This is a genomic window from Yersinia frederiksenii ATCC 33641, from assembly GCF_000754805.1.
Taxonomy (GTDB): domain Bacteria; phylum Pseudomonadota; class Gammaproteobacteria; order Enterobacterales; family Enterobacteriaceae; genus Yersinia; species Yersinia frederiksenii.
In genome coordinates this window covers 2047074-2067298 of the sequence record NZ_KN150731.1, presented here as the reverse complement: position 1 = coordinate 2067298, position 20225 = coordinate 2047074, and the positions used below count along the sequence as shown (strand labels likewise).

Here is a 20225-nt window from a genome sequence, read left to right as displayed (position 1 = left end):
TATCGACGAAAGATCTGCTTTGATAATAACCCGTACCTCACGCCTTATTATGGCGGGCTATTGGTAATAAATAACGTTCTGTTTCGTGTAATATCATGTCGAGATGTTGGTTATCCAGCAGGCGGAACACCCTTTGGATGTAATGATCCTCACCTTCCCCGGCGATTTGCTGAGAGCCTTGCCAAACCTGCAAAAGTTTCATTCTGGCTTTCGTTTGTGTTTCTTCATCCCATAAAATCTGGCCAGACTCACGATCAAAGCATTGACTCAACCATGCCCAACCACTTTTGCTTAGCAAAAGTAGAGGCTCACACATACCTTGCTGATACCCAGTCATTAACTGCTGTAAATATTGCCGGGCTTCATCACAATGCAGTGGAGCATAGCGCCATGCTGTCCCTTTACGTCCATACATCCGGCTTTCACCCTCTCCCCCTGCTGCGCAATACACCAAGTGCTCAACCCAGAGCAGCAGCCCATCGACTGCGGTGAGTGCTGCGGGACGCCAACGAATTAAACCGTCATCCTGAACCTGGTGGACCCATCCCGTCAGTGTGGTCTCCCCAAATAGAATATTTAACTCAATACTGTGACTCTCTTTACGCTCGCTCCGAATCTGTTCTGCTAGCGGCACCATTTCCTCTTGCTGACTTTCCCAGTACAGCTCACCGAATGAGCCATAAGGAAGGTTACCTGCCGCACGAGCACGTGAGAACACAGCAGTGATATCACTGTCTTCTATCAGTGCATTCAATAACTGAGTATTAAACTGATAGCGATTAAGGTTATCTAAAGTAAATGGCTCTTCATCAGGCAACTCTGTCTCTTCGATAACAAAATTCACGCCCAGCCGTAGCTGAAAGAATGCCCGCACCGGATGGCGGTAAAAACGAATTAATTCATCCAGTGTTATTTCAACTAAAGGTTCAGGAGCGAGAGGTTGATTAAACTGCGGATGTGCTTGTCCCCGAGACTCAGCGGAAGGTAACCATTCAGAAGCATAACTTTGCGACTCACTGTCTTGAATAAAGTTTTCTGCAGAAAATGGCATCCGTGCATGCCAGCAGAGTAAATGTTGAATCACACGTTTGGCACTATCATCAGCACTGAGCGCTTCATCACCCGGCAAGCGATAACTTTGTGAAATGTATTCAATTAATTCACTCACTAACACCGAAGGGTAGCGCTGGCTGTTGTCTTGAATCGAGCGCCCAATATAACTGATGTAAAGCTGTTGTTGGGCGGAGAGCAGTGCTTCGAGGAATAGATAGCGGTCATCGTCACGACGACTGCGATCACCACGACGAACCTGTTTCGCCATTAAATCAAAACCTAGCGGCGGTAGAGTTCGTGGGTAAACGCCGTCGTTCATTCCTAATAAGCAAACGACCTTAAATGGGATAGAACGCATCGGCATCAAGGTACAGAAATTAATGGGTCCGGCGAGGAAACGTTGGCTAATACGCTCATTATCCAGACGAGAAGCCAGTTCATCCCGTAACAGATTAAGTGGCACAATATCAGGATATTGGGCGGCAATACCGTAACTGATAACTTTCTGCCACTGCTGTTCAATCAAGACTAAAACCGCTTCGGTTTCATTATCAGGTTCAAAAAAGGTATCCAATAATTGGCGGCATAATGGTAGCCACTCACTCAGGGCGCGAGATTCATTTAATTGTTGCCGCCATTGACTCAATTGCATCAACATATCAGCCAATTGCCCGGCAAGCTCCGCCGCCAATCCACTAGATTCGTCATAGGGTAAAACACCCTGCCAATCTCCGGCAGTGCTATCCATGGCGTAACCCAGCAACATGCGAGTGAGACCAAAATGCCAGGTATGCTGGCCGGTTGCAGGCAAGGACAACTCTCGCACATTGTCGTCATCTAATCCCCAACGGATACCAGACTCTCCAACCCACTGCCGTAGACGGCGTAACCCATCTTCAGTAATGCCGAATTTATTCGCTAAGGCAGGGACCTCCAGCAAGGCCAAAACTTGCTCTGAGGTGAAGCGGCTCTGAGGCAAATCCAGTAGCGTAATAAATGCCTGTAGTGCGGGATGAGCCTGACTGGCTTTGCGGTCAGAAATGGCAAACGGCAAATAACGATTCCCCGTTGCATTACCAAATGTGGCCTGAATATAGGGGGTATAGCTATCAATATCCGCTACCATCACAATGATGTCGCGTGGGGTCAGCTCAGGGTCGGCGGCTAATAATCGCAATAGATTATCTTGTAAGACTTCAACTTCGCGTTGAGGGCTGTGGCAAACATGCAGACTGAGAGAACGGTCTGTAAGTTGTAATTCTCGTTTTTGGTCACTGCGGGCTAGGGTTTCCGCAGTGGTGCCCATAATGGCGTGATCTTCTAACTCCAACATATCGTGCTGAATACCATGCAATAGATTATCCGGCTTGATATCAACAAAGGCATGGACCTCCTGGATTTCATCAACCTGAGATAATAAATACATATGATCTCGCCCAAGCCGACCCCATGAGGCTAACAGTGGGTTACTGAGATCCTGTTCGCCATCAGCATTAAATAACTGTTCTGCCTGTTCAGGCTGACGAAATAGTTTTACGTCTATCGATTCGCGATAATGCCTGCGCTGGCGGCTCTGCAATTTAGCCAAAAAAGCATAATCCTGAATGTCACCCCAGAAATAACGGCATGGGTTAGTAAACATCAGGTGGATATCAATGTGTTTACCCAGCGCCTGTAAGGCCTGTAAATAGATGGGGGGTAATGCCGAAATGCCGCAAATAAATACGCGTTTTGGCAACCCTGCAGGGCATATATCGGATTCAAGCAGTGTGCGGATGAAACGCTGATAAAGATTGGCTCGGTGCCATTCAGGTTGCTCTAACTGGCGAGTATAGCGCGTAAGTTCGACCCAGAGTAAAGCTTGCCATTGCTGTGCATCATCAAGATTATCAATCAGTTGACCACGTTCCCAACTTTCAAGCCACTCTGGTCGATACACCAGATATTGGTCAAAAAGGTCAGCAACACGTGCGGCAAGCTGGTGAATCTTACGTTTATCATTATCGTCACTTAAATAGCGTTTCATCGGGGAGAATGCTGGATTTTCCAATAAATCAGGCAATAACCACATGAGTTTCCATGTCATAGCATCTTTACTGAATGCACTTTCCTTTGGAATCCCCGGTAATACGCGGGTAAACATCTCCCAGATAAAGGTGGCGGGTAGCGGAAACTCAATATTGGCCGCAATGCTAAATTGTTGTGCTAACTGCATTTGCAGCCACTGAGCCATTCCGGGGCTTTGAACCAACACCACTTCTTGCTCAAAAGGGTTATCTAGCGGCTCTCGTTCTATCAGCGCAGTCGTTATCGCTTTAAGTAGATCCAATTGATTAGAATGATAGACCGTGAACATGATGACTCCCTTGAGGCACTATGGAAATATCCATCAATGATTAACCCTACTGATTATCACTTGCAGATAAATCCTGAGGTTTAATACTCTAACTTGATAATGAGTAAGCGCAATAGCTTACCTCGATTATCTCCCCTTTCGTACTTGGCGCAGCAAGGGCGCTAGCTGCGTTCACTCGGTCTAATCACTGGCTTTAATCTCGCCAGAACAGAACCAACGGCTTAATTTTGCTTGCCGCTTTGGTGATATCGTCAGAGTAAAATCAAACTCTGCGCATTCCCCATCCACTTTGGTCATAACCTGCTGATAGCGCCAGTGAGATTTTTCGCCAGATAAAGATGGATCTGTGGGTCTCTGCTCTCCACCACTGTCAATATGTTGGTTTAGCAAAGACCAGGCCTGCCGCTGTTGCCATAAAGAAGAAAAACCCTGTAAAAGTGCCTGATGGTATTGCAGTAGCCCCAGTAGCGAAACCATGAAAAATAGAGCAGCAATTAGCACCTCAAATAAACTAAACCCTTGCTGCTCACGCAGGTGACATAACGTCTTGGTAAGTTGCTGCTGGTAACGGTATTTCAGTAAAGGCAAAATTGAGCATCCTTATCAGGGCAAAAATCCAACCAGCCATGTGCAGTTTTAACCAATTGATAGCCATTTCTATGATCTTTAGCTGTTTGCAATTTAACGCGCTGGTAAAGCATCAAAGGTGCACCGGAGGATTGGCTCTCACCTCTTAGGATAAAAAAACCTGTCAGCGAGGCCGGTTTAATACAAGTTTTTAAGCCATATTGCTGGTGCTCATTGCAATACCATGTCGACCCCAACCGCCACGGCATTGCGAATAACCAATGTTGTTTGAGACCCCAGTTCAATGATGACGTTGCTTGATTGAAAGCTCGTAAATGCCGTTGTTCCTCAGCCGTGATTTGCTGGATATTATCCAATTGCCGGTGCAGCGCAGACAGTAAAAATAGCCCCAGAACAAAAAGTGTGACGACAGTCACTAAGGTACTCGCCCCTTGTTGATAATTCTGCGTCATAGGTTATTACCACGAATGGTGTAAGTCAGCTGGTGATGAATTGCCGGATGGCTTTTTCTTTGTCCTGCTAATTGCACCCGATAAATCTGTCCCGATACTTGTCGTGGTAATTGGTTAACAGAAAAGTGTGTGATAGTAATCTCTTGTGGATCAAAGAGTTTTTCCCAACCTCTGGCAGAGCAATTCAGCTCACCACGCTGGCCTTCTAAGGCTTTATTATGCAGGCGATAACCAAAATATTCGGATTGTGGATGTTTCTCTCCTTCCCATCGACCATTGTGATTGAGGTCATAAGCCACTATCAAACAAGAGTTCGTTGTCTCTCCTGGATAGTTATGTGTTGTCACTGCCTTTCCCTGACACTCACCATGACAAAACCCCGCTCGCCTTAAGTCTTTTTCCAGTGCCGCCATAACCTGACTCAGTGCTAATTCCAGATGATAATGCTGCTGCAAGTAGGATATTTGCTGGCGCAATTTAGGGAAAGTCTGGCTGGCAGCCATAATAATCAAGCTGCCAATGCTCAATGCCAGCATCATCTCTGGCAGAGTAAAACCAGCCATGTATTCCTGTAAGGAATGACCCGATGTGACTGACTTTTTTGTCATCATTGGCATAAATGAATACCTGCCACTGACTGCTCTTCGCTGCATAACCTCATTCGCCCACGGCTGGAGATAACCAGCCGGATACGCCCTGCCGGGCTGCTGAGTATGATATTTCCTGCTTGTGCCGTATTCCTCACACCAAAGAAACCAATCTCCTTTTTTAAAGAAATACTGATGCTTACATCAGGATAAGGGGGGGTAAAAATTGGGCCAGCTAATGAGGAGCAAGACATGACTGGCTTATCACCGCTGCTTAAGCACCCTTGCCCATCAGGTTGAACCCACAGTAATGCCGTGTAGTTGCTGCGATTAGCTTCGGCCTGTAAGTGTGTTAAGAAGGCGAGTAACTGGCGAGCACTATCCGCGAGCCTCTCACGTTGTTGATAATGATGCCAACGTTGGGCTCCCCATGTAACCATTGAACCAACCAATGCAATCACCAACAGCAGTTCAATAAGAGTCATACCATTCTGTTTTATAAGGATATTGCTTCTTTTGAAACAGTGGTTTTTGAGTGTTATATTAATTTCCATGTCGTGAGTTTACGTCGCTGAAGTTTGCGCGCCAGTCACTCATCACCAACCTTGGAAAAGGTACGCAGAATTTTATTTATGGCGACACAAATGTAGAAAAGATTGCGCAGTAGCTCGCAGTTTCTATTGAGTGTGGGGAGTGATAGAAAAGGTCGGGCAGTAGAAAGGTGAGGAGTATAAGCTGGGGCCATTGCGGCCCCAGTCAAAGAACTAAATAGCAATCGGGGCTTTGATTCCTGGATGAGGGTCATATCCCTCAATCTCAAAATCTTCAAAACGATAGTCAAACAATGAATCAGGTTTGCGTTTGATAATCAGTTTCGGCAATGCCCGTGGTTCGCGGCTCAATTGCAGTTGCGTTTGTTCTATGTGGTTGCTGTACAGATGCGTATCGCCCCCCGTCCAGACAAAATCACCCACTGCCAAATCACATTGCTGTGCCATCATATGAATCAGCAATGCATAGCTGGCAATGTTAAATGGTAGCCCAAGGAACACGTCACAAGAACGTTGATATAACTGGCAAGACAGCTTGCCTTCAGCAACATAGAACTGGAAAAAAGCATGACATGGCGCCAATGCCATCTGATCCAATTCACCCACATTCCAAGCAGAAACAATAATTCGACGGGAGTTGGGATCTTGCTTCAACTGCTGAACCACGTTACTTAGTTGATCAATTTTACGACCATCTGCGGCACCCCAGGCACGCCATTGCTTGCCATAAACGGGACCAAGATCGCCATTTTCATCAGCCCACTCATCCCAAATTGAGACGTTATTTTCCTTCAAATAGGCAATATTGGTATCGCCATTAAGGAACCATAACAGCTCATGAATAATTGAACGCAAATGGCAACGTTTCGTGGTCACCAGCGGGAAACCATCTTGTAAATTGAAACGCATCTGATGCCCAAAAATTGACACCGTACCGGTGCCGGTACGGTCATCTTTAGCAGTGCCTTCTGCCAGCACTTTTTTCATCAAATCCAGATACTGTTTCATGTTACCTCACGAAAGTTGTTGCGCAGGACGGCGATACGCCCAAATCATCATAATGATACCGGCCAGAATCATAGGCACAGATAAGATCTGCCCCATGCTGATCACGCCGTCGAACAAGCCGAGCTGAGCATCTGGCTGGCGGAAACATTCCACAATAATACGGAATGTGCCATAACCAATCAGGAACAGGCCAGACACACTACCCATTGGGCGCGGCTTGCGGATAAACAGGTTCAGGATGATAAACAATACCACCCCTTCCAGCAGCATTTCATACAGTTGCGAAGGGTGACGCGGCAATACACCGTATTGATTGAAGATCGCCTGCCATTTTGCCGGGTCGGCGGCAACAATCGCAATATCTTCACCACGAGAGGTTGGGAACAGCATAGCCCACGGGGTATCAGTCGTGACACGGCCCCACAGCTCACCATTAATAAAATTACCCAAACGACCAGCACCTAAGCCAAATGGTATTAGAGGAGCCATAAAATCAGACACTTGGAAGAAATGACGTTTGGTGCGGCGGGCGAACCACAACATGACACAGATAACACCAATCAAACCACCGTGGAATGACATACCGCCATCCCATACCTTGAACAGATACAGTGGATTATCGAGGAACATCGGTAAGTTATAGAACAGAACATAGCCGACGCGGCCACCAACAAACACCCCAAGGAACCCGGCATAAAGGAGGTTTTCGACTTCTTCTTTGGTCCAGCCACTACCCGGTTTATTGGCCCGACGAACCGCCAACCACATGGCAAAGACAAAGCCCACCAAATACATCAAGCCATACCAATGGAGGGAAACCGGGCCAATGGAGAAAATGACCGGATCAAATTTAGGAAACGCCAGATAGCTATTGCTCATCTATCACCACGAAATGTCTATTGTTCTTGCCCGGTTAGGGCTACAGGTAGCGCATAATAGCATAGGGTCGAGGAACTCTGGAAAGTCACCAGAGAAAAGTTCTGTAAACCGTGATCCCCTGAAAGAGAAAATGCCCTGCTAATATGCGCTTATTAGGTATAACCAAACTCATTGGCGTTGTCGCAAGTCCGCAAGCGAGCTAATCCCGACGAGCTGACGACAGCCAATGAATCGGGTAAGCAAGAGCAGCTAACAACGCTACAGCGCCAAGATCAAAGAATAAGGGTTATTTCCCACCACGGATTAACCCGCCCAACCCTCTACGCTCCATAAATGCCGCCGTCAAATGACGCACATCCGTGGTCATTTGGGCCGTTAGCACTCGCTCAGCCAATGCTTGTGCATCCGCTAACTCGATATTACGTAGCAGGTATTTTATTCGCGCCACGCTGCGACCATTCATACTGAGATTGCGATAACCCAACCCCACCAGCAGCAACGCGCCCATGGGATCACCGGCCATTTCACCACATAAACTCACCTGTAACCCTGATTGTGTTGCCTGAGTCAAAATGTGGTTCAGCACTTGCAGCATCGCCGGGTGCAAACTGTCATACAGTGAGGCAACGTGGGTATTGTTGCGATCGACGGCCAACAGATATTGCGTCAAATCGTTAGTACCAACCGAGATAAAATCTACCCGAGATTTCAGATAAGGCAGCATGAAAATCATGGCAGGAACTTCAATCATTACCCCCAGTTTTGGCTGCGGTAATTCATAACCTAACACTTCCTGCACTTCGCGCCCGGCGCGGTCAATCAGACGTTTTGCCTCATCAACTTCTTCAAGACTGGTGATCATCGGCAATAAGATCCCCAAATTACCGGTGCCAGCATTGGCTCGGAGCATCGCTCTCACTTGGATCAAAAAGATCTCTGGCTGATCCAGCGTGACACGAATACCGCGCCAGCCCAGACAAGGGTTCTCTTCGCTAATAGGCATATAAGGCAACTGTTTATCTGCACCAATATCCAGTGTTCTCAGCGTGACCGGTTTATTCGGATAAAGCTGTAGCATGCCTTGATACTGTGCAACTTGTTCTTCTTCGGATGGGAAGCCGCTTTGTAGCATAAAAGGAATTTCGGTGCGGTACAGACCAACACCATCAACTCGCCCACCTAGCAATTGTTCATGTTCCGGGCTAAGACCGGCATTGAGCATGACTTGAATCCGCTCACCACTTTTCAGCGCCGCAGGTTGTTCAACGTCATCTTCCGCCAGCTTACTCAATTCGATCTCTTCAGTAACCAGCCGCTGATACTCTTTGACCAGCACGGGTTCGGGATCAACCAGCACCTCGCCACGATAGCCATCAACAATCAATAGCCGCTGATTTAGCAGCGCGGGTTGAATGTCAGCACCCATGACCGTCGGGATCCCCATGGCGCGCACTAAAATGGCGGCATGAGAGTTAGCAGCACCGTCACGCACCACCACACCCGCTAGGCGATCCTGTGGTACTTCAGCCAGTAGCGTGGCAGTGAGCTCATCAGCAACCAGAATAAAACGCTCCGGCCATTGACTGGCCCCGGAGGTGCTGTCATCGAGATGGAACAATAAGCGCTGACCCAAGGCGCGCAAGTCACTGGCGCGCTCACGCATGTAAGTGTCTTGCAGGCTGGCGAATTGCGCGGCAAATTGTTCAACCACCTGCTTAACCGCCCACTCCGCCACCGAACCGGCATCAATTTGAGCGAAAAGCTCGCGTTTTAGGCGGGCATCATTTAGCAAGTGGGAATAGAGATCGAAAATCGCCGCACTCTCTTTTTGCGAGCTGGCGGCAAAGCGCTTACTAAAACGACGGAATTCAGCTGCAGCCTCTTCCAATGCCTGCGTTAGACGCTCACGTTCCAGAACAGGATCGAGTGTCGAGGCTTCGTAAACCAAATCAAGGGAGGGTTGCGATGTATCCTGCCAACCTTCGGCGACAGCAACACCAGGAGCCGCAGCCAGTGCGCGGATGCGAGTTTGGCGGTATTGGCCAAAAATCGCATTAAGCTGAGATTGAGACAGGATGCCTGCCAGTTGTGTCGCCAGCGTGACCATGAACGACTCTTCGCTCTCATCAAACTGACGATGCTCACGCTGTTGAACCACCAGCACGCCGAGCAACTGGCGGCGATAGATAATAGGAACCCCGAGAAACGCCCGGAAGCGATCCTCTTTAACTTGCGGAACATATTTAAAACTGGGGTGACTTTGAGCATCCGCCAAGTTAATTGGCTCGGCCAGACGCCCTACCAGCCCGACGATACCCTCGTCAAAAGCCAGGGTAATAGTGCGACCACGAGGTTTTTTCAAACCCCGTGTCGCCATCAGGTAATAACAACGGCGGTCATTGTCTGCCAGATAAATCGAGCAGACTTCCGTGTCCATCGCCAGACAGGTTTCATTGACCAACAGCTCTAACGCATCGGTTAGGCTGGTTGCCATCGCCACTTTCTCAACTATTTCTCGCAAACGCGTGAGCATGATCGGCTTAACTTAACCTCTTTTACGGCGATAAGCGGGCGGTACCCGTGGTGGAGTAGCCTCCTGCACAGGCATTACGGTTGGCGCAAACTCTTTCATGACACGACGATAAACATCACGTTTAAAAGACACCACCTGACGCACCGGATACCAATAACTGACCCAGCGCCAGCCATCAAACTCCGGGGTACTGCTACGCTGCATGTTTATATCGGCTTCATTACACATTAACTGTAGTAGAAACCATCGCTGTTTTTGGCCGATGCATACCGGCTTTGTATCCCAACGCACCAAACGTTTCGGTAATTTGTAACGTAACCAGTTACGGGTTGAAGCCAGAATTCGGACATCCTTTTTGTTAAGTCCTACTTCTTCAAAAAGTTCGCGATACATTGCCTGCTCTGGTGTTTCACCGGGGTTTATCCCCCCTTGAGGAAACTGCCAAGAGTGCTGACCGTAACGCCTGGCCCACAACACTTCTCCCTGCCGATTACAAATTACGATACCCACGTTCGGGCGGTAGCCATCATCATCGATCACCGGACTACCTCGATAAGCTTAAAACTCAAAGATGCTCTGATTGTTTCACACTAGCAACAGGCGGTAAACCACTGCTTATCCGCCAGCGGAACCTGATAACTTTGGGATAACTCACAGATATTAGCAAAGTTATAAACACCCTAGGGGGTGCGGGCACGATTTTATTCACTTTTTCTGTGGATATAGGTGTGCAGAACTCTAGGGAAAAGCAGGTACAACTCATTTTAACGTAATTATACGTCAAAAATATCGAAAAAAATAAATGATTAATTTCAACGAAATAACAGGTTTCCCACAGGTATTCACCACCCAAAAATGTGATCTATATCCGTTTTGGATCTGGCGCTGGCTAAAGATCCATCAATGTCGTTTTTACCCACAGATAATGAGGTAAAGTTATGCAAAAAAGAGCAAAACTCGCAAAAAAACCTGCCGTCAAGCCTGTAAATTGAACCAGTGATCGTGATTTACTGAGGTTATCCCATAAATCTGTGGATAAATAGGTGTAAGATCCTGTTCATTATTACGGTCAGTAGGTGCACAAGATAGTTAGAATAAAAGTATTTGCTAAGCGGAAGGAAAGAAAACTTCCTTTAAATCATGCTATTATTCATTTCTGCCGTGCTGGACAACAATACATCCACAGTCACTTTTATTTCAGCTTGTTTTTTAACCGACTTTAGCAGGTTTCCACCCATGTCTGTTTATTCATTGCCCCCGGCACCGCCTACTGATGAACATCAACTTTTTCAACGAGCTCAAGCCTTGTCAGGTTTTACCCTTGGCGAATTGGCCACCAGAGCACAGTGGGTTATCCCGGCAGACTTAAAGCGCGTCAAAGGTTGGGTCGGCATGCTACTGGAGTTCTATCTGGGAGCCAGTGCTGGCAGCAAACCGGAACAAGACTTTGCTGATATTGGTATCGAGCTGAAAACCATTCCTATTAGCGCTCAGGGCAAACCACTGGAAACGACCTTCGTTTGTGTCGCGCCACTCACAGGTAATAGCGGTATTACCTGGGAAAGCAGTCATGTGCGGCATAAGCTGACCAGAGTGCTGTGGGTTCCTGTTGAAGGTGAACGACAAATCCCTTTAGCAGAGCGCAGAGTTGGCGCGCCCTTGTTGTGGAGCCCAAACGAAGAAGAGGAAGAATTGCTACGCCGTGACTGGGAAGAGTTAATGGATCTTATCGTTTTGGGTAAAGTCGAAACTATCACCGCCCGTCATGGTGAAGTATTGCAACTGCGGCCTAAAGCAGCCAATAGCCGAGCCTTAACCGAAGCTATCGGTGAGCAAGGACAGCCCATCATGACGCTGCCTCGCGGTTTCTATCTGAAAAAAACCTTTACCGGCCCGATGCTAGCGCGCCACTTTTTGTTGTAATTATGGATTCGTTCATGGGCGACCTCAATTGCCACACCAATTACGGCGGATATGTTCCGATTAATAAATAAAAGCGTATAATTGTATTTTTATGTTTCTGTAAGGTGTATGGGCACAATGTTTGAATGGGTTGCCGATCCAAATGCCTGGTTGGCGCTAGGCACATTAACTATCCTTGAGATCGTTCTTGGGATAGACAATATAATTTTCCTTTCTTTGGTGGTAGCAAAATTACCTAAAGCACAACAGAACAAAGCCCGCCGTTTGGGTTTGGCCGGTGCGATGTTAATGCGTCTGGCGCTGCTTGCCTCTATTGCCTGGGTTATCCGCCTGACGGAACCGCTATTTACTGTGGCAGGTCACGGTATCTCCATGCGGGATCTAATTCTGCTGTTGGGGGGGTTATTCCTGATTTGGAAAGCCAGTAAAGAAATTCATGAGACTATTGAGGGTAGCGATACTGAGCACACCAGTAATGTGAGTTCTTTCTTCGCCGCCATCGTGCAAATCATGCTACTGGACATCATCTTTAGCCTGGACTCGGTGATAACCGCAGTTGGGCTGTCAGATCATCTATTTATTATGATGGCGGCTGTCATCATATCAGTGGGTGTAATGATGTTTGCTGCCAGACCGATCGGTGAATTTGTTAACCGCCACCCATCAGTCAAAATGTTGGCGTTGTCTTTCCTGATTCTGGTCGGCTTCACGCTGATGTTGGAAAGCTTCCAGATTCACATTCCAAAAGGTTACATTTATTTCGCCATGTTCTTCTCAATGGGTGTTGAAACCCTGAATCTCATGCGCGGGAAAAAAAATAAGCCAACCAATAAATAAGCATAATACTTTTCGGGTGCGGTCAGCCGCACCCATCCTTCCCTTTTTTTTGTACTTTTGTCTTGTCCTCTTCCCCCTGCCGCAACGCTTCGTTATAGTCGGATAAGGCGGGTTTGACATATACCCCAAATAATTGGCGTTGCAACGTCGAGAACGCAGGGTATGGCCTGATAATTTCAGACATTAAGGAAGGTCGGCAATGCAATATCATCGTATTCCCCACAGTTCATTAGAAGTAAGCCTGCTGGGTCTTGGCACCATGACTTTTGGTGAGCAAAACAGTGAAGCCGATGCCCATGCTCAACTGGATTATGCCGTTGCAGCCGGTGTTAACTTGATCGATACCGCAGAAATGTATCCCGTACCACCAAAACCAGAAACCCAAGGATTAACTGAACAATATATTGGTAGCTGGATAAAGGCTCGCGGTAGTCGCGACAAAATTATTTTAGCCAGCAAAGTCTCTGGGCCATCACGCGGGAGCGATAAACCTATTCGCCCGAATATGGCACTGGACCGGAAAAATATCCGCGCCGCGCTAGATGAGAGTCTTAAACGTCTCAATACCGATTATCTTGATCTTTACCAGCTACATTGGCCACAACGGGAAACCAACTGTTTTGGTAAGTTAAATTATCGCTATAGTGAGCAAACCGCAGTTGTCACCTTGCTTGAGACACTGGAAGCCCTGAATGAACAGGTGCGGGCCGGTAAAATCCGTTATATCGGTGTCTCTAATGAAACTCCTTGGGGTGTTATGCGCTATCTGCAATTGGCAGAAAAGCACGATTTACCGCGTATTGTTTCCATTCAAAACCCCTACAGTTTACTAAACCGTAGCTTTGAAGTCGGTCTGGCCGAGATTAGCCAGCATGAAGGAGTTGAACTGCTGGCTTATTCCAGTTTGGCATTCGGAACCTTGAGCGGTAAATACCTCAATGGCGCACAGCCGGCAGGGGCACGCAATACCTTATTCAGCCGTTTTACTCGTTATACCGGGCCACAAGCCCAGTTAGCGATAGCCGAATATGTCGCGCTAGCGAAACGTCATGGACTGGACCCGGCGCAAATGGCATTGGCTTTCGTACGCCAACAACCTTTTGTTGCCAGCACATTGTTGGGCGCCACCACACTGGAGCAACTGAAAAGTAATATTGATAGCCAGAACGTGGTGTTGAGTCAGGAAGTATTGAATGCATTGGAAGAGATTCATACCCGTTTTACCTTCCCTGCGCCTTAATTCTACTCAAGTTTAATCCGCAAAAAGGCCGCTACTGCGGCCTTTTATTATTGTGTCATTCAGCCGTTTTACGGCGCAGTTGCCGCCACTGCCAACCCCACAGTAATGCTATCGCCAAGGCAAATACTACTCCGAAACCGACACCGACCGCGATGACCGGCACACCAAGTTTCACCACAACCGAGAACAACCCCAACATCAACAGCATGGCGGTATTTTCTCCCAGATTTTGTACCGCGATGGCGTTACCCGCGCCGACACTCTGTTTACCGCGTTCTTGCAATAGGGCATTGAGAGGAACCACAAAAAAGCCCCCCAAAATCCCGATAATAATCAACAATAAATAAGCCATCGGCATGCTGTGTTGCAGAGCAAAAATAGCCACGACCACGCCAATCAGCACCCCTGCTGGTAAACAACGCTTCACGGTTTTCAGTGTGACAAAACGCGCAGCAGCACCGGCCCCCAATACAATCCCAATGGCCACCATGGCATTTAATAATGTCGGAGTGGCATTATCGGTAATCCCCAAAGCGATCGGCACCCACAGCACCAATAGGAAGCGTAATGTGACGCCCGCGCCCCAAAACAGGCTGGTCCCCGCCAGTGAGAAGCGAGTTTCACCATCGCGCCACAAAATTCGACAAGCGGCAAAAAAGCTGCCAGTCATTGCTGTTGGCCGCCATGAGTGACCTGACCGGGCTGCCGCTAATCGTGGAATAAACATATTAGCCACCACGGCAATAGCATAAACCAGTGCACAAACCCCCAAAGCCACCACCAGATGCCAATCGGCCAGCACGCCCCCCGCAACTGAACCCAGTAAGATAGCCGCGATGGTTGAAGCTTCCATCATACCATTGGCTTTAACCAACTGATCACCGGAAGTAATTTCACCCAAGATGCCATATTTGGCTGGTGAATAAGCCGCAGCTCCTACACCGACCAGGCTATAACCCAAGAAGGGATTGAAACCAAAACAGATAACCAGTGCACCAGCCAGTTTCAAGCCGTTCGCCACCATCATTACCCGCCCTTTGGCAAAACTATCGGCAAATTGCCCGACAAACGGAGCCAAAATGATATAGGTCGCCACGAAAGCCATTTGTAAAATAGGTTGGCTCCAGTCGGGATATAACTGCTGCTTAATTAATGCCAACGTGGCGAAAAGCAGCGCATTGTCACCAAAAGCCGAGAAAAACTGCGCACAAAGCACCGCAATCATTCCTCTCGATAATAACGGTTTCTCTGCTAAAGCTTGCTGACTCATACGCTCATCTCCGGATCTGCGGCCATTTTGCTTAACGTAACAAAGTCAGGTTTACCACTTCCGAGCAGAGGTAAAGCTTTCACTAACCGAATATCACGCGGCACGGCCAGTTCAGGCACCCCGCTTTCCCGTGCGACTTTAATGAGTTGCTCGCGTGTTATCTCACTGTCAGTGGTAAACAGCACCAGAGCTTCCCCTTTTGCACTATCTGCTTTCGTTGCCGCGGCATGTTGCCCTTCCGGCGAGATGCGCAGTGCCAACTGTTCAACACTCTCTAGTGAGACCATCTCTCCGGCTAATTTAGCAAAACGCTTCATGCGGCCACGGATAGCGCAGAAACCTTCTTCATCAATGGCCACAATATCTCCCGTGTCATACCAACCAGCTTCGAGTTCGCCCTGCGCATTCTCTGCTGATGGCTGTTCCAGTACACCGGGGTTTTCTACCCGCAGGTAGCCGCGCATAATATTCGGGCCGCGCAATTGCAAGCGCCCCCCCTGCTCAATACCGGGGATTTGAATTAATCTGGGCTCCATACCCGGCAAGATGCGGCCCACCGTATTCACTTTAGCGGCCATCGGCACGTTAATCGCCACTACCGGTGCGCATTCAGTCACGCCATAACCTTCCAGGATACGAATGCCAAATTTGTCCTGCCAAATCTGTTTGGTGCTGTCAGCTAACTTTTCAGCCCCGGCAACCACGTAGCGCAAGCGAGCAAAATCATACGGATGGGCAAAGCGGGCATAATTACCCAGGAAGGTTGAGGTACCAAACAACACCGTACAGTTGCGGTCATACACCAGCTCAGGCACCACACGGTAATGCAGTGGACTAGGGTAAAGAAATACGCGGCTACCAGTCATTAATGGGGTGAATAAACCCACCGTCAGGCCAAAAGCATGAAACAGCGGCAGTGACGACATAAAACGATCGCGTGGCGTGAAGTCGGCAATGGTGCGGATCTGTTCAACATTCGCCAATAGGCTGGCGTGTGAGTGTACTACCCCTTTAGGATTACCTTCTGAGCCAGAAGTAAACAAAATCAAGGCACTGTCATCCGCCTGCTGGGGCATCATTGCCCGGCGCGGAAAATATAAATGGAATAAAATCCATAACTTATCCGCTAAAGTGACCGTGTCTTTTAAATCTTCCAGATAGACCCAGTTGGCCTCAGTCACCTGTTCAGGCAAATGTGTCAACTTGCCTTTTTCCAGGAATTGGCGCGACGTAACGATAGTTTTCAATGAGGCCGCAGTGATCGCACTTTTCAGACCTTTGGCACCGGAGGTGTAATTAAGCAGAGCAGGAATACGGCCACGTACCGAGGCACCAAAAATTGCGGCGGCGGTGATAGTCGCATTCGGTAGCAACATTCCAACATGCTCCCCCGGTGCGGTAAAACGCTGCAAAATACGGCTGACACCCAGAGTTTTCTTCAGCAAGGTTTGATAGTTATCTTCTTTAAATGAAATATCTTCGATGCAAGGTTGAAAGCGCCCGTAGCGGGTTTGCGCCGACAACAAAGCTTCAAACAGGGTTTCCTTTGGCTGAACCGCCATCCGCGCCGCCATCATAATGGCATGTAAGCGCTCACCAGCCAGCACGCGGCGATCACGGGCTCGCGGAGCTTGTGGCATGGGTAACGTAGTTGCGGGGAGCACATGAATACTGATTTTCGGGAACCAGCGAACTTTTAGTACATCACCAAGCCGCCCAAAGTGGGTAAACTCAGGGCCTTCTAAACGGATAGGAACCACCGTTGCACCTGATTTAGCAGCAATAAATGCGGCACCATCATAGATTTTCATCAATGAGCCGGACACGGTGATGCGTCCCTCAGGGAAGATGACGATCGGTCGACCCTGCTCCACCATTCTGACCAAGTGTTTGATTGCCATAGGCTTGGTCGGATCAAGTGCCACAAAGTCGACATAAGGTTTCAACCAGCGCATATACCAGCTTTCAGTAATGCTGGAATAGACAGCAAACACCGGTTTTATCGGCAGAAACAGCGCTAATAAAGCCCCATCCAGGAAAGAAACATGATTTGGCGTCATAATCAGTTTTTGATGTGAAAACTGGTCAGTGACACCATCAATGGTGACACGAAATAACCCACGAAAAAGAGCACGTAGTGCGCGATAAACCATGTCTATTTCCCTATAAGCCAATGAACAATGAATAAGAAAGGTGTAAACAGGATACTATAATTCTGGTGGGTTTTTATGTAAGAGCACACTGATAATGGGAGGGGAAAAACAAATAAAAAAAAACCTACGCATCTGCGTAGGTCGGTGCAAATAAAAAACTGGCTTTTAACACACAGCGTATGTTGATTACTCACCAATTAATACCTCTGGGATGACTACTGTATCTGTTTCTGTGAAACTACAGCCAGTACGCAATCGCAACATTTGCGTGCAAAGTGTAACCAGTAGTGAACATTGTCAGTAAGCCGAATAGGTTTGTAATTCATTGCTGTACATACTGCAGCCAACTAACTCAGCGCGACCTCAACTAAACAGCTCATGGCGTTCGGGCCTTGCGTCAAACGAGACGTACCGATATCCAATGTCAGAACATTGGGATTACCGGATTGTTCGACTTTATGTTGTTTGTTACCAAAGCCGGGATCAAACCAAGCACCGGTGGCCATTATCACCACACCACGGGTAACACCCTCCGTGATACGAACCCCCGCCAAACAATGGCCACGTAAGTTACTGACTTTCACCTCGCAGCCATCAGTAATCTCTCGTCTGGCGGCATCTTGTGGATGCATATAGAGAGTTTCACGACCGGCGGTTTTATTGCCTTGTGCCAAAGGGGCCGGATCAAGCTGACTGTGCAGACGATCCTCTGGCTGGATAGAGATCAAATGTAGCGGCCATTGCTCAGCCTGCGGTGACCCCAACCATTCAATCGGTGGCTTCCATTCAGCATGAGGGGCAAAGTCCTCATATTGATAACTGGCAATTTTTTCACTGAACAGCTCTATTTTGCCACTTGGCGTTTGCAGCGGGTTGGCATGAGGGTCATCGCGGAAAGCATCAAAAAAGACAAATTCTTTCTGTGGGGCCGGTAAATCTACATGACCACGTTGCCAGAACTGGTCAAAGTCAGGCCAGTCGACCCCATGTGGCTGCTGTGCCACACCACAATCTTGATAAATCTGCCGGATCCACGCCATCTCATCCCGATTCTCAGTGAAAGCTTCGCGATAACCCAATCTTTCAGCCAGATCGGCAAAAATATCAAAATCGTTCCGCGCCTGATGTTGCGGCGCAATAGCCTGATGCATCGCCAATACATAGCGATCTCGAGACGAACCACCAATATCATTGCGCTCCAGTGAACTGGTTACTGGCAGTACGATATCCGCCATTTTAGCCGCAGGTGTCCACCAGATATCCTGCACAATCACGGTATCAGGCTTTTGCCACCCCTCTACCAGCCGGTTCAGTTGCTGATGATGGTGGAAAGGATTACCGCCAGCCCAATGCACTAAATGAATATCTGGGTAAGTATGATTTTCGCCCTGAAACTGATAAGGCTGCCCCGGCTGGAGCAACATGTCACAAATTCGCGCCACCGGAATAGCCAGCCCGGAGGGATTTTTCCCCACTGGCATACTTGGCCCTGGAGTATCTATGCGCGGGTTCCCCACGCCGTTCATTGAACCGTGACCAAATGAGAAGCCGCCACCTGGCAATCCCACCTGCCCTAACATGGCTGACAAAGCAATAACCATCCAATAAGGCTGTTCGCCACGATGTGCTCGCTGAACGGAGTAAGAGCAGGTCATAAAGCTGCGCACCCCTACAAGCTGTTGCGCCAGCAGCGTAATTCTGGCTGCAGGAATACCGGTAATATCACTGGCCCAGTCTGGTGTTTTCGCTATGCCGTCATTCACCCCACGAATGTAATCAGCTAACTGCTCATAACCCACGCAGTGGGTCGCCAGGAAAGCCTCGTCCTGCCCCTCAACACGCTGAATTTCATAAGCTAGCGCCAACATCAGTGCGACATCGGTATTTGGACGAATGGGTATCCATTCCGCATTGACAAACGCTGGGCAGTCATCCCGCATCGGGCTGATGTTAATAACCGGTGTGCCCTTCTGTGCCAGCTTCTCCAACCAAGGTTTTAATGAATGCTCCGCCGAGCCACCAGAGGAAACTTGAGCATTTTTTAGTGCCAGCCCACCAAAAGCGATAAACAGTTCACAATGATCAACCACACTTGGCCAAGAGGTCACCCGGCCGGTCAGTGGGCTAAAAGTCCCTATCACATAGGGCAAGAAGAATTGTGCAGACCCCCAACTGTAGTTACCCAGTTGATCAACACCTCCACCGCCAGAGAAATAAAAACGCCGGACTAATGAACGCGCGTGATGTAAACGCCCAGCAGAGGACCAGCCATAAGAACCAGTAAACAGCCCTGAAGGGCCATATCTGTCTCTCACCCGGCGATTCTCTTCAGCCACTAAATCCAGCGCGACATCCCAGTCCACTTCAACAAAATCTTCCCGCCCACGCAGGGTACGATCACTTTTTTCCCGTTGCTGTAACCATGAACGACGAATCGCCGGTTTACGGATACGTTTATCGGAATAAACCATTGGCGTAATGGAGTCTAATAAGGGGGAAGGGTTAGGATCGTCAGCAAATGGCTCACAACGGATCAGCTTGCCATCTTCAACGACTGCGGTATAAGCGCCCCAATGGGCAAGCTGGGGGTAACGGATGATGGACATGGCTATCTCAGGCAAATAAATAGAAAGTAAAAATAACATTCACCTAACAATAAGACCAAAGCACAATTTTTACTAAACAGTGCCATTTTGTACTAAAGCGAATACAAGAGGCCTAGCCTCTACAGGTATTATTCCTATTTTCATGTTCTTTGATTTTTTCTCATCAAGTTGCGATCATCCCCCCTTGCG

At 48.3% G+C, this 20225-nt stretch carries 15 protein-coding genes; 3 read left to right on the top strand and 12 right to left on the bottom strand.

Annotation, left to right across the window (positions count from 1 at the left end; translation table 11 throughout):
* Positions 1-37: 37 nt before the first annotated feature.
* The 9 genes from recC to rppH form a co-directional block, all read right to left on the bottom strand.
* Positions 38-3409, bottom strand: coding sequence for an exodeoxyribonuclease V subunit gamma (gene recC / locus DJ58_RS12600; RefSeq protein ID WP_004706727.1), 3372 nt, complete (start codon positions 3407-3409; stop codon positions 38-40).
* Positions 3410-3589: 180 nt separating this feature from the next.
* A complete protein-coding gene (locus DJ58_RS12605) occupies positions 3590-3997 on the bottom strand; it encodes a prepilin-type N-terminal cleavage/methylation domain-containing protein (protein WP_032910250.1) in 408 nt (135 codons plus the stop codon).
* Complete coding sequence (locus DJ58_RS12610; protein WP_032910251.1) at positions 3985-4449, bottom strand: YgdB family protein; 465 nt, start codon at positions 4447-4449, stop codon at positions 3985-3987. The genes DJ58_RS12605 and DJ58_RS12610 overlap by 13 nt, the downstream gene beginning before the upstream one ends.
* Positions 4446-5066, bottom strand: a complete 621-nt coding sequence (locus DJ58_RS12615; RefSeq protein WP_032910253.1) for a prepilin peptidase-dependent protein — start codon at positions 5064-5066, stop codon at positions 4446-4448. The genes DJ58_RS12610 and DJ58_RS12615 overlap by 4 nt, the downstream gene beginning before the upstream one ends.
* Complete coding sequence (locus DJ58_RS12620; protein ID WP_032910254.1) at positions 5057-5590, bottom strand: prepilin peptidase-dependent protein; 534 nt, start codon at positions 5588-5590, stop codon at positions 5057-5059. The genes DJ58_RS12615 and DJ58_RS12620 overlap by 10 nt, the downstream gene beginning before the upstream one ends.
* A 210-nt stretch (positions 5591-5800) precedes the next feature.
* Positions 5801-6595: a thymidylate synthase gene (gene thyA / locus DJ58_RS12625; RefSeq protein WP_004706732.1), complete on the bottom strand. Its 795-nt coding sequence runs from the start codon at positions 6593-6595 to the stop codon at positions 5801-5803.
* A 6-nt stretch (positions 6596-6601) separates the two neighbouring features.
* A complete protein-coding gene (gene lgt / locus DJ58_RS12630; RefSeq protein ID WP_004706733.1) occupies positions 6602-7474 on the bottom strand; it encodes a prolipoprotein diacylglyceryl transferase in 873 nt (290 codons plus the stop codon).
* A gap of 286 nt (positions 7475-7760) precedes the next feature.
* Positions 7761-10007, bottom strand: a complete 2247-nt coding sequence (gene ptsP, locus DJ58_RS12635; protein WP_004706734.1) for a phosphoenolpyruvate--protein phosphotransferase — start codon at positions 10005-10007, stop codon at positions 7761-7763.
* Between the two features lie 12 nt (positions 10008-10019).
* Positions 10020-10547, bottom strand: a complete 528-nt coding sequence (gene rppH / locus DJ58_RS12640) for an RNA pyrophosphohydrolase (RefSeq protein WP_004706735.1) — start codon at positions 10545-10547, stop codon at positions 10020-10022.
* A gap of 696 nt (positions 10548-11243) precedes the next feature.
* On the opposite strand from rppH, the gene mutH reads away from it, so the two are divergent.
* The 3 genes from mutH to DJ58_RS12655 all read left to right on the top strand — a co-directional run bounded on the left by mutH (position 11244) and on the right by DJ58_RS12655 (position 14007).
* The gene (gene mutH / locus DJ58_RS12645) at positions 11244-11930 is read left to right on the top strand and encodes a DNA mismatch repair endonuclease MutH (RefSeq protein WP_004706737.1); all 687 of its coding nucleotides are present in this window, start codon (positions 11244-11246) and stop codon (positions 11928-11930) included.
* Between the two features lie 117 nt (positions 11931-12047).
* The gene (locus DJ58_RS12650) at positions 12048-12767 is read left to right on the top strand and encodes a TerC family protein (RefSeq protein ID WP_032913230.1); all 720 of its coding nucleotides are present in this window, start codon (positions 12048-12050) and stop codon (positions 12765-12767) included.
* 199 nt (positions 12768-12966) lie between these two features.
* Positions 12967-14007: an NADP(H)-dependent aldo-keto reductase gene (locus DJ58_RS12655; RefSeq protein ID WP_004706739.1), complete on the top strand. Its 1041-nt coding sequence runs from the start codon at positions 12967-12969 to the stop codon at positions 14005-14007.
* A gap of 55 nt (positions 14008-14062) precedes the next feature.
* Here the strand turns inward: DJ58_RS12655 and lplT are convergent, their stop codons facing one another.
* The 3 genes from lplT to DJ58_RS12670 form a co-directional block, all read right to left on the bottom strand.
* The gene (gene lplT / locus DJ58_RS12660) at positions 14063-15277 is read right to left on the bottom strand and encodes a lysophospholipid transporter LplT (protein WP_032910256.1); all 1215 of its coding nucleotides are present in this window, start codon (positions 15275-15277) and stop codon (positions 14063-14065) included.
* Positions 15274-17430, bottom strand: coding sequence for a bifunctional acyl-ACP--phospholipid O-acyltransferase/long-chain-fatty-acid--ACP ligase (gene aas, locus DJ58_RS12665; protein WP_004706741.1), 2157 nt, complete (start codon positions 17428-17430; stop codon positions 15274-15276). The genes lplT and aas overlap by 4 nt, the downstream gene beginning before the upstream one ends.
* A 347-nt stretch (positions 17431-17777) precedes the next feature.
* The gene (locus DJ58_RS12670) at positions 17778-20036 is read right to left on the bottom strand and encodes a molybdopterin guanine dinucleotide-containing S/N-oxide reductase (RefSeq protein WP_032910258.1); all 2259 of its coding nucleotides are present in this window, start codon (positions 20034-20036) and stop codon (positions 17778-17780) included.
* Between the last annotated feature and the right edge of the window lie 189 nt (positions 20037-20225).